Annotated in this window: 10 protein-coding genes and 1 pseudogene; 1 reads left to right on the top strand and 10 read right to left on the bottom strand. The window is 61.9% G+C overall.

Annotated features, from left to right (window positions below; genetic code table 11):
* Positions 1–248: 248 nt before the first annotated feature.
* From CAG18_RS27565 to gbcB, 6 genes and pseudogenes are all read right to left on the bottom strand, one after another.
* Positions 249–977, bottom strand: a complete 729-nt coding sequence (locus CAG18_RS27565) for a methyl-accepting chemotaxis protein (RefSeq protein ID WP_371807318.1) — start codon at positions 975–977, stop codon at positions 249–251.
* Positions 978–1,112: 135 nt separating this feature from the next.
* Positions 1,113–2,141 (bottom strand): annotated as a pseudogene (locus tag CAG18_RS27560) (cache domain-containing protein); the annotation flags it as partial.
* Between the two features lie 223 nt (positions 2,142–2,364).
* A complete protein-coding gene (locus CAG18_RS20900; RefSeq protein ID WP_003257516.1) occupies positions 2,365–2,667 on the bottom strand; it encodes a cell division protein ZapA in 303 nt (100 codons plus the stop codon).
* Positions 2,664–2,894 carry a hypothetical protein gene (locus CAG18_RS20895; protein WP_085721457.1) on the bottom strand — a complete coding sequence of 77 codons (231 nt, stop codon included), beginning with the start codon at positions 2,892–2,894 and terminating at the stop codon, positions 2,664–2,666. The genes CAG18_RS20900 and CAG18_RS20895 overlap by 4 nt, the downstream gene beginning before the upstream one ends.
* A gap of 301 nt (positions 2,895–3,195) precedes the next feature.
* The gene (locus CAG18_RS27555; RefSeq protein WP_082810507.1) at positions 3,196–3,915 is read right to left on the bottom strand and encodes an RHS repeat-associated core domain-containing protein; all 720 of its coding nucleotides are present in this window, start codon (positions 3,913–3,915) and stop codon (positions 3,196–3,198) included.
* A gap of 148 nt (positions 3,916–4,063) precedes the next feature.
* On the bottom strand, positions 4,064–5,164 hold the full coding sequence (gene gbcB / locus CAG18_RS20885; RefSeq protein ID WP_015268654.1) for a glycine-betaine demethylase subunit GbcB: 1,101 nt from the start codon (positions 5,162–5,164) through the stop codon (positions 4,064–4,066).
* Between the two features lie 294 nt (positions 5,165–5,458).
* Here gbcB and gbcA point away from each other — a divergent pair, with 294 nt between their 5' ends.
* Positions 5,459–6,751: a glycine-betaine demethylase subunit GbcA gene (gene gbcA / locus CAG18_RS20880; RefSeq protein WP_085721456.1), complete on the top strand. Its 1,293-nt coding sequence runs from the start codon at positions 5,459–5,461 to the stop codon at positions 6,749–6,751.
* Between the two features lie 33 nt (positions 6,752–6,784).
* Here gbcA and CAG18_RS20875 read toward each other — a convergent pair whose 3' ends face one another.
* The 4 genes from CAG18_RS20875 to dgcB all read right to left on the bottom strand — a co-directional run bounded on the left by CAG18_RS20875 (position 6,785) and on the right by dgcB (position 12,186).
* Complete coding sequence (locus CAG18_RS20875) at positions 6,785–7,453, bottom strand: RHS repeat-associated core domain-containing protein (RefSeq protein WP_232873974.1); 669 nt, start codon at positions 7,451–7,453, stop codon at positions 6,785–6,787.
* Between the two features lie 767 nt (positions 7,454–8,220).
* Positions 8,221–8,991 carry an electron transfer flavoprotein subunit beta gene (locus CAG18_RS20870; RefSeq protein WP_003257512.1) on the bottom strand — a complete coding sequence of 257 codons (771 nt, stop codon included), beginning with the start codon at positions 8,989–8,991 and terminating at the stop codon, positions 8,221–8,223.
* Positions 8,992–9,001: 10 nt separating this feature from the next.
* Complete coding sequence (locus CAG18_RS20865; protein WP_039613190.1) at positions 9,002–10,234, bottom strand: electron transfer flavoprotein subunit alpha/FixB family protein; 1,233 nt, start codon at positions 10,232–10,234, stop codon at positions 9,002–9,004.
* The gene (dgcB, locus tag CAG18_RS20860) at positions 10,234–12,186 is read right to left on the bottom strand and encodes a dimethylglycine demethylation protein DgcB (protein WP_013970509.1); all 1,953 of its coding nucleotides are present in this window, start codon (positions 12,184–12,186) and stop codon (positions 10,234–10,236) included. Before dgcB ends, CAG18_RS20865 begins: the two co-directional genes overlap by 1 nt.
* Between the last annotated feature and the right edge of the window lie 234 nt (positions 12,187–12,420).

The raw sequence follows: 12,420 nt of genomic DNA, 5'->3' as shown, positions 1-12,420 counted from the left end.
TCGGCGAGGCCCTGTAGGAGCAGCCTTGTGCTGCGAAGAGGCCGGGGCTGACAAAGCCTGTCTATTGGCTGTACCGGCCTCTTCGCAGCACAAGGCTGCTCCTACAAAGGACGCGTCAGACGAGCGATATTGGTTCTCTGCGCGACAGCCCAGCCCAAAGGGCTGGGCAATCTCCCACAGGAACATCGCAGCCGTCGAGAGCTGTGCAGTACCTGTGGGGGCGGGCAAGCCCGCGAAGAAGCCCTGATCTAAAGCCTGAACCAACCCATCTGCCGCGCCAGGTCATCCGCCAAGCCACGCAGCGCCTGGCACTCTTCACGACAGCCCTGCACCTCCGCCGCGGTCTCCCGCGCCAGGTCGGAAATCCCCTGCACCGTACGATTGATCTCCTCGGTCACCGCCGACTGCTCTTCGGTCGCAGTAGCTACCTGATGGTTCATGTCGCTGATGTGCTCGACCTGGTCAGTGATCGCCCCCAATGACGCTCCGGTGCGCTGGCTCGACTCCACCCCGCTACCCGTCGCCTGCTGCCCAGCCTGCATCGAACTCACAGCCGAACCCGCGCCCTGCTTCAAGCGCTGGATCATCTGCTGCACTTCGTCGGTGGACAGCTGCGTGCGCCGGGCCAAGGTACGCACCTCATCGGCCACCACGGCAAACCCACGGCCCATCTCCCCTGCCCTGGCCGCCTCGATGGCGGCATTCAGCGCCAGCAGGTTGGTTTGCTCGGAAATACTACGGATCACCGCTAGAACTTCGTCGATCGAAGCTACTTCCTCGGCCAGCTGGCTGACTGCATCGGCCGCCTTGCCGATATCACCCGACATCCCCTCGATACCACGGATCGAGCGTTGCACCACTTCACGCGCCTGCAGGGCTTCGTCCCTCGCCGACTGCGAGGCCTGGGCCGCATCACCGGCATTGCGGGCAATGTCCTGCACGGTCAAACCCATTTCGTGCACGGCGGTAGCGACCATTTCGGTCATTTCCTGCTGGCGCCCGGAACGCTCGGCGGTGTTGTCCACCACCTGTGTCACCTGCTCGACCGCCAGGTGCAGCCGCTCGGAAGTGTGCAATACCTCGCCGATCAACCGGCGCTGGCTGTCGAGGAAGCGGTTGAAACCACGCGCCAGGTCGCCCAGTTCGTCCTGGCGTGAATCGTCCAGCCGGTGGCTGAGGTCACCCGCGCCGCTGCCAATCTGCACCAGCGCCGCTGTCACGCGGCGGATCGGCCGCACCAGGCCACGCGCCAGCAGCACCACCAGCAGCAGCGACACCAGGGCCACGGCACCACCGATCAGGCTGGTCAGCCATACCGCCTGGTGCATTGGCGCGTAGATTTCCTCCTCGGGCACCTCGGCCACCAGGGTCCAGTTGAGGTCGCGAAGGGGCAGTCCGAGCGCCAGGTAGCTTTCGCCGTCACGGCTGAAGCGGCTGCTGCGCAGGCCTTCGCCGCCAGTCATCAGCACCTTGGCGGCATCCGCGCCGAGCTGTTCGGTGAGCTGGCGTTTGCCGCTGAAGGCAGCGTCCGGATGAACCTGGATCAGGCCATCGTTACGCACCAGGAACACCTTCCCGTGCTCGCCAAATTTGAAGTCATGGATCAGCTTCGACAGTTCGGTCATGCGCAGGCCCATACCGGCCACACCGACCAGTTGGCCATTCTTTTCCACGCGATAATCGATGAACAGCGCGAGCTCGCCGGTGGCACCGTCGATGTCGATGTTGATCAGGCGTTCGGCACCGCTGTCGATGTAGCCGTAGAACCATTTGTCCTTGGGATTGCTGCGGCTGAGGGTACGGTCCAGGCCATTCTCGTTGTAGTAGTGGCCGGTGTCGGTCGAGACGAACAAAGTGGTGAAGGCCTGGTTGCGCTGCTTGGCGGCGGTCAGGTATTCGATGAATGGAGCGGCATGGGCGGGGTCTTCACCGGCGGCAAGCCAGTCGCGCAGCAGGGTGTTGCCGGCAATATCTGCCGCCGCCACCAGCGGCTGTCCGAGCATGCGCTCGATGTCGTTGCGGATGGCCTCGATGCTGGCGGGCAGCGCGGTATCGACCAGGTAGCGTTCGGTGAGACGGTTGAGCGCCACCGTGAAAATGATGACCACCACCAGGATGCTCGCCAGCAGGGCTGCGCCCATGCTGGAAATCAACTGCCACTGGATGCTTTTACGCCAGATACGCATGCCCTACTCCCCGCATAATTATTGTTTTGCGGAAAGTGTATACACTTGCGTATCCAGTTAATCCAGTGACCTGAAGCAATCAGATACCCTGTGGGAGCGGGTTTACCCGCGAATGCGATGCTGAATGCACTGACGCATTCACGGGTGAATCCGCTCCCACAGAGGTCAATGTAAGACCTTATTGTTCGGCTATGGTCCGCACGATGGCGTCCACCGTGGCATCGATCTGCGCCTGTGTACGCTCCAGCGTCTTGCGGTGCTCATCCTGCAGCTCGATCTGCCGCGAACACAGGTTCAGCGCGGCCAGCACCAGCAGCTTGTCGCCGATCAGGGTCGGGTACTGACGCTTGGTCTGGGCCAGGGCGGTGTTGAGCATCTGCACCGCCTGGGCCAGGGTCGCTTCCTGGCCTTCAGGCGCCTTGATCGAATAGTCGTTGCCGAGGATCGACACGACATTGATCGGCTGCGCTCGAAGTGTCATGCGCCTACGACGCCGGTGTTGGCGCGCTCGAGCAGGGCCTGCAGGCGTGCGGCAGTGCTGCCGTTCTTCTCTTCCTGCTCCATCAGCGACAGCTGCAGGGTTTCGTTCTCTTCCTTGGCCTGGGCCAGTTCCTGACCGAGGGCGGCGTTCTGCTCGGTGAGTTGAGCGTTCTTCTGCATCAGGTCGCTGACCAGTTGCTCGATTTGATTCAGGGAAGCTTCCAGCATGGGTCTATCTCAGGTTGTTGCGAGGGGCGCACACGATAAAGAAAAGTGCGGCCCATCGCCATTAAATATCGGATTCACAAAGTGTCTAACCCGCAGATTGACAGGGTAGCCGGCCCCTTGTTCCGACCTGGGTCAACCGCCGGTCAGGAAAAGGACTGACGAAAGCGCCCGCGGCCAGCAGCAGAACAACGAAATCGAACAGGCGGCCAGCACCCTCATAGAGATGATCAGCGCTGTGGAAGAAGTGGCGCGGAAAGTGGACGCAACCTGGCGAACATCATTGACCTGTCGGTGCAGAGTGCTACCGGGGCGCGACAGGCCCGTGCGGTGATTGCAGAATTGTCACGCCTTGCCTTGGACTTGAATGGGTTGGACGAGATACAGCCCTGATCTGTTCAGCAAGCTCCAAGGGGCTTGGAGACTCGCTGGCGGTGGTAGGGCCAACGAAGGGCGAAAAATCAGCCCCAGCCAAATCCATCATGAGAGGCCCAGAACTATTCTCAACCTGTTTCTTCAGCGACCTGCCGACCGAAAGTCCTTTTAACCCGACCTTCACAATACTCCCAGCAGTCGCCAACTCTTTACCACCAGGTACTCCGTAAAAAGCCAGGCTGCCTCCGATACCGGCCGTCCACTTAGCCGCTTCAGCCAACACCTTCAATCTAGCTGGACGAGCCCAAGCTGCTTTAATCCGCGAGCCTAGCCATATCGCGCTTTTGAGAAACGAGAGAATGCTGAATGCTCCGCTCGGATCTTGCCTGTTAACCGGATCTCCCAAGCAATAGGCATAAGCATTGATACCCCCCTTGGAAAATGGGCTTAGCTGGTCTGCAGACAAGAATCGCCTTGATGCGGAGCTATATGCTCTTCTGCCATTGCCGAGCAGATAAAAGCCTGTGAGGTTATCTCGGCGCTCGCCATTAAATGCGAGTACCCAAGCAGCATTGCCTGGATGTGCACCATAGGGGTCATATGCGCCGTGTGTTCTGCAGTGGCTGCCGTAAAACACTGAACCGCTCATATCCACAACTAGCAAATGGCAACGGTTCATGCTCAATACTCAAAGAGGACTGAGGCAATTCTATTTGGTACCTCGGGTAATCTGGAACTGTCGGAAATACCAGTTGTGAAACACAACAGGGCCGCTTTGCGGCCCTGGGAACACCGGATCAGTAATCGATCCGCACATCTCCTTTCGGCACACTGCAGCACGACAGGATGTAGCCCTCGGCTTCGTCCTCTTCGGTAATGCCGCCGTTGTGCTCCATCTCCACTTCGCCGCCCAGCTTGAGCACCTTGCAGGTGCCGCAAATGCCCATACCGCAGGCTTTCGGGATCATCAGGCCAACCTTGGCCGCCGCCGCGTGCACGGTCTCGCCCGGGGCGATGCGGATGCTCTTCTCGCTGCCGATGAACTCCACCAGGTTGAGGTCGGCCGCATCCAGTTCCGGCGCGTCGGCAGCCTGCTCGGCATGCTCCACCGCATCGGCCTTGGCCTCAGGCGGCGTCGCACCGAACGATTCCTCGTGATAGTTCTTCATGTCGAAGCCGACCGCTTCGAGCATGCGCTTGACCGCAGTCATGTATGGCGTCGGGCCGCAGCAGAACACCACACGGTCCATGTAGTCCGGCGCGATCAGCTCCATCAGGCGCTGGTTGAGGTAACCGCGATAACCCGCCCACGGCTCACCCAGGCCATGCTTTTCACAAATGATGTGCAGGCTGAAATTGGGGATGCGCGAGGCCATCTGCTCCAGTTCACGATGGTAGATGATGTCCTTCGGCGAACGGGCGCTGTGCACGAACACCATGTCGACATTGCCGTTGGTGTCGTAGAACCAGCGCGCCATCGACATGACCGGGGTGATCCCGACACCGCCCGAGAGGTACAGCACCTTCTGCGCCGGGAAATCGATGGCGTTGAACAGCCCCACCGGGCCGTGCACCGGCAGCTCGGCGCCTTCGTGCATGGTGTCGTGGAGGAAGTTGGACACCAGGCCGCCCGGTACGCGCTTGACCGTGATCGAGAAGCTGTACGGCACCGAGGGTGAACTGGAGATGGTGTAGGAGCGCATCACCGGCTTCCCTTCGATCTCCAGCTCCAGGGTGACGAACTGCCCCGGCTTGAAGAAGAACATGATCGGTTGATCGGCCATGAAGCAGAAGGTGCGCACGTCCCAGGTCTCCTGGATGACCTTGACGCAGCGCACGATGTGGCGGCCGTTGGCCCAGGTCTGGGTAGTGACCGGATTGAGGAAGGTATCGGACATGTTCATCTCCAGCAGCCGACTATTGGCCGTTTTATGGCTTGGATAATGCGCAAGCTGAAGACGACGTACATTCCTGCCAGCGACATCGGCGTGCTTATCGCGACCAGCCCCGCACTGCAAGGGCTGGCGCGTCGTAATTCAAATCGGCCATGTCGCCCATGGATACGGTTCATGACGCCTTCGGACGCACACTCCACGGCAAAACAACTAGCTGTTTCTGATGAGCAGCCTTGCGGCACCACAACAACGATTAGCCACCTTTTGCCGGCCGCACACGGCCCCGAGGAATACACGATGGACGTCACCGCAACCCTGAGCCTGGGCGATCCACTGGAACCTGCACGCAAGGCCACCGCCGAGATGCTGCAGACCCGCGAGCGCACCTACTCGCTGCCCCAGCCTTTTTACACCGACGAGCGTCTGTTCCAGATCGACATGCAGGAGATCTTCCACAAGGAGTGGCTGATCGCGGGGCTGGTAAGCGAGATTCCGACAAAGGGCAACTTCCTGACCCTGCAGATCGGCAAGAACCCGATCATCGTGATCCGTGGTGCCGAGGGTAAGGTGCATGCCTTCCATAACGTCTGCCGCCACCGCGGCTCGCGTCTGTGCACCAGCGAAAAAGGCAAGGTGGCCAAGCTGGCCTGCCCTTACCACCAGTGGACCTACGAGCTGGACGGCCGCTTGCTGTTCGCCGGCACTGAAATGGGCGCCGACTTCGACATGAACCAGTATGGCCTGAAGCCGGTGAACGTGAAGGTCGCTGGCGGCTACATCTTCATCAGCCTGGCGGAAAACCCGCCCGCCATCGACGAGTTCCTGGCCACCCTGGACCACTACATGGAACCGTACGACATGGAAAACACCAAGGTGGCGGTACAAACCACCTTGATGGAAAAGGCCAACTGGAAACTGGTGCTGGAAAACAACCGCGAGTGCTACCACTGCAATGGGTCGCACCCTGAACTGCTGAAAACCCTGCTGGAGTGGGACGACACCAACGACCCTCGCGCCGACCAGGCCTTCAAGGACCACGTAGCCGCCTCCGCCGCTGCCTGGGAAGCCGAGAAGATCCCGTACCTGCACAAGAGCCATGGCCTGCGTAACCGTATCGTGCGCATGCCGCTGCTCAAGGGGACCGTGTCGATGACCATGGATGGCAAGCAGGCATGCAAGAAGCTGATGGGCCGCATCAAGAACCCCGACCTGGGCTCGATGCGCATCCTGCACCTGCCACACTCCTGGAACCACTGCATGGGCGACCACATGATCGTGTTCACCGTGTGGCCGATCAGCGCCCAGGAAACCATGGTCACCACCAAGTGGCTGGTGCACAAGGATGCCGTGGAAGGCGTGGACTACGACCCTGAGCAGATGCGCAAGGTCTGGGACGCAACCAACGATCAGGACCGTCGTTTGGCTGAAGAGAACCAGCGTGGGATCAACTCCACTGCGTATCAGCCTGGGCCTTACTCGAAGACCTACGAGTTTGGCGTGGTCAACTTCATTGACTGGTATAGCCAGCGCTTGCTGAACAATCTGGGCGCGGAACCTGCGCCTTACCTGAAAGAAGTGCAGGCGCAGTAACTGCCCGGGATAAGCGGATAGCGACAGATGTCGCTATCCGTATTTCTGGGATGGGGTCATGCCTCTGATCTCGGCCGCTGAAGTGTTCACATCATCTGCGGTAGGCGGAGATTCTCGCCGCCTCACAGCGACAGGCGTATCCGGTTTCCATGGCTTCTCCTGAGCCAGCCCCCATGCCTCATAGCCCGTCGTTGCGAGCGACACAACGGTCAGCGTAGCCAAGGCCCATGTCTGCCAGTTGTTTTCAGGATCGGCCGTTCTCACAACACCAATGGTCAACCCCGCAACGCCAGCGACCGCACTCACGCTGGACAAAGCCCAATCCTGTCTTGTTGGCGGCATAATCGACGGTGAAAGGCTTTCCACGGCAATTCTTCGACTAGCACCCACCTGCTTGACGAAAGCTCTGAATCGTAGCCCGCTGATAAACAGACCTAGCACGTTGGTAAGGATACTCAGCACTGGCAGTACATAATCCTCTGCCTTCTGCCCTGTGGGATCGCGGTGGTTGACCGGGTCACCAAGGCAGTACAAATAAGCATTGAGCCCGCCCTCGCCGAACGGGCTTTGCGTGTCGGGTGACTGGAAACGCATGAGCGAGGGTGTGTAGGTACGATGGCCATTTCCTAGTGGGTAATTCCCAGTCACTGGGTCCCGATACTCTCCACAAAATGCCAGCCCTGGTGCGCAGGCGGCGCTCATGACTCCATAAGGCGCATAAGCACGGGGGCCGCCGGGATACGTACCCAGTACAGAGTGCTGCCGATCGGCATTTAGCAGGTATGTCGCCATAAGTTATTCACAAATACGAAGACCTGTGGATACGGTAATGGTTGGTTGAACATTTGCGTACTGGCAAAAATGTCAGGTAGGACCTTGATCATTATTTGACCATATCAGCCAAGGTCGCGTATTAACTGGGCTACAGCGGAGTTCATACATCTTGTCCACAGAAACACCAACAGACTTTGTGGGCAACCAATGAGCTTTTTGCTATCGCCCTGTTGATAAGTGACCCAAGGGCTTGATTTTCAGGCATCGCGTAGCATCCGGGCGGGATTGTTCAATTTTTGAACAGATCTGCCAAAGCCTTTGACTACGCCGCTTACAGGTGATGCCGAACAGATTATCCACAGACCGGCTAACAGCGATTGTGGGCAAAATCAGCAGGGTGCTGCCGTGCTTTGCATGCGAAGGCAGGGATAATACTGATCGTTTTTTGATCAAAAGCTTGGAGGTCACGTCATACAAGGGCTGCGGCCATGCGCCAACACTTTATCCACACCTTGGCGAACAGATTCGGTGGGCAAAAGCGCTCGGGTGGATCCTGAGTATTGAATGTAGGAGCGGCCTTGTGTCGCGATGGGCCGCAGCGCGGCCCCAGGATCTCGACTACGGGTCAAGATTGCTGGGGCTGCTGCAGCCCATCGCGACGCAAGGCCGCTCCTACACCGGGACCGCGTGAGGCTCTAGCGCAGCACGCCCTCTTCCACCAGCAGCTTGAGGATGGCCTCGGCGCCTTCCTGTGGAGAAACGTCCTTCAACACCTTGCCACCGCCGCCACTGGCCTTGGCCGTCGCCGCCTTCATCCGGTCGGCACCGCTCTTGGCCTTGATCACCTTAAGCCGCTTGGGCCGTGGGCGGGCTGGCTGCAGTTCGGCTTCGGCCAGCAGTTCGTCTTCGACGATAGCCACGTTGCGTGCCGCCAACACACCCCGACGCGCCGGCCCGAAAGCGCTCTGGCGCGGCTTGGGCGCAGCGTTATCCACAGTCGCCAGCAACGGCAGGCGCACCTTCAGCCGACGCCGCTGACCGCGCGGCAGCGCCTGCAATACCTGGGCGGTGCCGTTGTCGATCGACTCCACTTCAGCCAACCCCACAATCAGCGGCCAGCCGAGCTTTTCGGCCAGCAGGAACGGCAACATGCCCGACCCTTCGCCGGTCTCGGCCTGGCTACCGGTCAGCACCAGCTGTGCCCCGGCATCGCGCAGGTAATCCCCGAGCACGCCCAGCACGTCGGCACCGGCCGGCTGCTCCAGCACATCCAGATGGTCCAGGCCCATCCCCAGGTAGGCGCGCAGCGCCTCTTCCCGTGGGTCGCCGGCATGCACCACCTGCAAGTTATCCCCAGCCAGCTGCAAACCCAGCTCCACGGCGCGCGCATCCTGCTCGGCGCGGCGAGCGCGGCCGGAGCTGGGGTGGGCACCGATGGAAACCAGGCTGATCACTTTCGTACTCATGCTCGTGCCCTTATGCCGCGTCGCGCTGGCCGCCGCTGCGGTAGTTGTCCACAGCCTCGATCAGTGCCTGGAGAATCGCCGAACTGTCGCCAATTACCGACAGGTCGGCCCGTTTGATCATGTCGCAGCCCGGGTCCATGTTGATCGCCACCACCTTGTCGCAGGCGCCGATGCCCTGCAGGTGCTGGATCGCGCCCGAGATACCCACAGCCACGTAGACCCGCGCGGTAACCCAGGTACCGGTGGCACCCACCTGGCGGTTGCGCGGCATGAAGCCGTCGTCGACCGCCACCCGCGAGGCGCCTTCGGTGGCGCCAAGGGCCGCGGTGGCCTTGTGATACAGGTCCCAGTCCTTGACCCCGTTGCCGCCCGAGACGATGAACTCGGCTTCAGCCATGGCAATGGTGGCCGGGTCCACGGCCACCGAGCCGAGGTCTTCGATGCGCGACAGGCTGCGCGCCACGCTTGTGGACAACTCCACCGGCAGCGCTTCGTGCCGGGTTTCGCTGACCGGCTCGGCGCACTCGGCCGCCGCCAGGATCAAGCGTGGTACGGCGCGCTGCAGGTCTTGCTGGCCGGCACCGGCACGGCCGATGCACTGGCCGTCCTTGACCTGCCATACCCGCGTTGCCGGGCGCTCGCCCAGTGCCGCGCCCAGGCGTCGGCCCAGTTCGCCACCACCGGTGCGGCTGTCCGGCAGCAGCCAGTGGCGCGGGGTGAACTGGTTATCCACAGCCCGCAGGCCTTGTACCAGTTGCTCCGGTGCATAACCTTCGAAAGCCTCACCTTCGATGACCAGCAGGCGGTCGACCCCGGCTGTGGAAAAGTTGCTTTCCTTGTGCTCGCCAAACACCACTGCCAGCACCGCACCGTCGCTGCCGGCCAGGCTGTGGGCCAGGCCGAGCAGGTCGCGGTCGTGGCTGCTCAGGCGGCCACCGACCATGTCCGGCACCACGGCGATGTAGAACGCCGGCGCCGGCACCTGGTGCAGCGGCAGCTTGACTTCGGCCGCCGCCGTGCGTCGCCCGCCCACGGCGGTGCCCTGCTGGGCGCCGCTGCGGTCGATGCGCTTGATGCCGGCCGGGCCGATGAAGCCTGCGGCAATCGCGTGGGGGTTCTTGCGGATGAGGCCGTTGGGCCCCATCCAGCTGGTCTGCTGCGTCTGCATCGCTGCATGCAGCGGGTGCAGACGGTTACGGGCGATCCACTCGGCGCGTGGGTCGCGGCGGATAATGTCGCTCATCAGTGCACCTCCGCAGGTTCACGTTTGGCCGTTTGCGGCTTTGGGGCAGAGGGCGCGTCCTCTTCGATCAGCACGTCGGCCACCAGTTCGGCCAGGTCCTTGATCTGCGGGCGCGGTTCGACCACACCTTCGAGCATGGCGGTGCACTGTGGGCAACCCACAGCTACCAGCTCGGCCTCGGTCTCGCGGATGTCGTCCATGCGCATGTCCGGGATACGCTGCTTGCCAGGGATGTCGGTGATCGGCGCACCGCCACCACCGCCGCAGCAACGGGAACGGAAGCCCGAGCGCTGCATCTCGCGCACTTCGATACCCAGGGCCTTGAGCACGGCACGCGGAGCTTCGTACTCACCGTTGTAACGACCCAGGTAGCACGGGTCGTGGTAAGTGACGCTGCCACCCTTGTGCTGGCCGAGGTTGAGCTTGTTGGCCGCAATCAGTTCGGCGATGTAGGTGCTGTGGTGCTGCACCTGGTAGTCGCCGCCCAGGGCGCCGTACTCGTTCTTCAGCACGTGGAAGCTGTGCGGGTCGCAGGTGACGATGCGCTGGAACTTGTACTTGGCCAGGGTCTGGATATTGCGTTTGGCCAGTTGCTGGAAGGTCGCTTCATCGCCCAGACGACGCGCCACGTCGCCGCTGTCGCGCTCTTCCAGGCCGAGCACGGCAAAGTCCACGCCCGACGCCTTGAGCACTTTGACGAACGAGCGCAGGGTGCGCTGGTTGCGCATGTCGAAGGCGCCGTCACCGACCCAGAACAGCACCTCGGTGGTTTTCACCTCCGACAGCAGTTGCAGGTTGAGGTCGGCAGCCCAGTTCATGCGCCCGCCAGGGGCGAAGCCGCCCGGGTTGTCGGTAGCGATCAGGTTGTCCAGCACTTCGGCGCCCTTGTTCGGGGTGGCGCCTTTTTCCAGGGTGAGGTGACGGCGCATGTCGACGATGGCATCGACGTGCTCGATCATCATCGGGCATTCCTCAACGCAGGCACGGCAGGTGGTGCACGACCACAGCGTTTCGGCGTCGACCAGGCCATTGACGATCGGCTGGTGCGGGTGGCCGCCATGCTCACCGATCGGTTTGCCCGGGTATGGGCTGCCGGCGAACTGCGCGTCGGTGCCACCGGCCAGGCCGATGACCATGTCCTGGATGAGCTTTTTCGGGTTCAGCGGCTGGCCGGCGGCAAAGGCCGGGCACATGGCTTCGCATTTACCGCACTGCACGCAGGCGTCGAAGCCCAGCAGCTGGTTCCAGGTGAAGTCCACCGGCTTTTCCACGCCCAGCGGCGCGTTCGGGTCTTCCAGGTCCAGCGGCTTGAGGCCGGTGGAACGGCCGCCGCCGAAGCGTTCGGCGCGGCGGTGCCAGGCCAGGTGCAGGGCACCGGCGAAGGCGTGTTTCATCGGGCCGCCCCAGGTCATGCCGAAGAACAGCTCCGACACGCCCCACAGCACGCCCAGGCCGAGAATGCCCACCATCACCCAGCCACCGGTGTTGGCCGGCAGGATGCCGGCGACCGGCAAGGTGGCGATGAAGAAGCTCACGGCAAACGCCAGCAGGCTCTTCGGCAGGCGCATCCACGGGCCCTTGGACAGGCGCGAAGGCGGGTTGAGGCGGCGCTTGAAGACGAAGATGGCGCCGCTGAACATGATCACCGTGGCCACCAGCAACGCGTAGCCGAGAATCTTGCTCTGCAGGCCGAAGCCGTGCACCAGGATCGCCAGCACGGCCGACAGCACGAAGCCGCCAGCGGTGGCCACGTGGGTCTTGGACATGTACTTGTCGCGCTCGACCACATGGTGCAGGTCCACCAGGTAGCGGCGCGGCATGGCCAGCAGGCCGCCGATCAGGTTGACCTTGGACGGCCGGCCACGCCGCCACATGCGCACCCGGCGCAGGGCGCCGAGCACTGCCAGGCCAAGGGCAGCGAACAGCAGGATTGGTAGAAGGGTGTTCAACATGGGAGGCTCCCACAACAGCTGGATTCTTGCGCCACTCTGAAGGTGGGATTGGCCCCTTGTGGGAGCGGGTTTACCCGCGAATGCGTCAGATCAGACAACTCTGTTGCTTGTGCTGACGCTTTCGCGGGTGAACCCGCTCCCACAGGGACCGCGCCCGGTGGCGACGATTTTTCTCGATCAGAAGTCCTTGCACAGGCGCAAGGCGTCGTAGATCGCCGCATGCACGTTGCGCTG

Origin of the sequence: Pseudomonas sp. B22(2017) (assembly GCF_002113105.1) — a bacterium.
Classification (GTDB): domain Bacteria; phylum Pseudomonadota; class Gammaproteobacteria; order Pseudomonadales; family Pseudomonadaceae; genus Aquipseudomonas; species Aquipseudomonas asiatica.
Note: the sequence above shows the minus strand (reverse complement) of the source record. Positions and strands in the feature narration are given on the sequence as shown.

Bases quoted from the DNA above. Each gene is read 5' to 3' on its own strand.
- CAG18_RS27565 (WP_371807318.1), bottom strand. From the start codon at position 977: ATGGTCGCTACCGCCGTGCACGAAATGGGTTTGACCGTGCAGGACATT.
- CAG18_RS20900 (WP_003257516.1), bottom strand. From the start codon at position 2,667: ATGACACTTCGAGCGCAGCCGATCAATGTCGTGTCGATCCTCGGCAAC.
- CAG18_RS20895 (WP_085721457.1), bottom strand. From the start codon at position 2,894: ATGCTGGAAGCTTCCCTGAATCAAATCGAGCAACTGGTCAGCGACCTG.
- CAG18_RS27555 (WP_082810507.1), bottom strand. From the start codon at position 3,915: ATGAGCGGTTCAGTGTTTTACGGCAGCCACTGCAGAACACACGGCGCA.
- gbcB (WP_015268654.1), bottom strand. From the start codon at position 5,164: ATGTCCGATACCTTCCTCAATCCGGTCACTACCCAGACCTGGGCCAAC.
- gbcA (WP_085721456.1), top strand. From the start codon at position 5,459: ATGGACGTCACCGCAACCCTGAGCCTGGGCGATCCACTGGAACCTGCA.
- CAG18_RS20875 (WP_232873974.1), bottom strand. From the start codon at position 7,453: ATGAGCGCCGCCTGCGCACCAGGGCTGGCATTTTGTGGAGAGTATCGG.
- CAG18_RS20870 (WP_003257512.1), bottom strand. From the start codon at position 8,991: ATGAGTACGAAAGTGATCAGCCTGGTTTCCATCGGTGCCCACCCCAGC.
- CAG18_RS20865 (WP_039613190.1), bottom strand. From the start codon at position 10,234: ATGAGCGACATTATCCGCCGCGACCCACGCGCCGAGTGGATCGCCCGT.
- dgcB (WP_013970509.1), bottom strand. From the start codon at position 12,186: ATGTTGAACACCCTTCTACCAATCCTGCTGTTCGCTGCCCTTGGCCTG.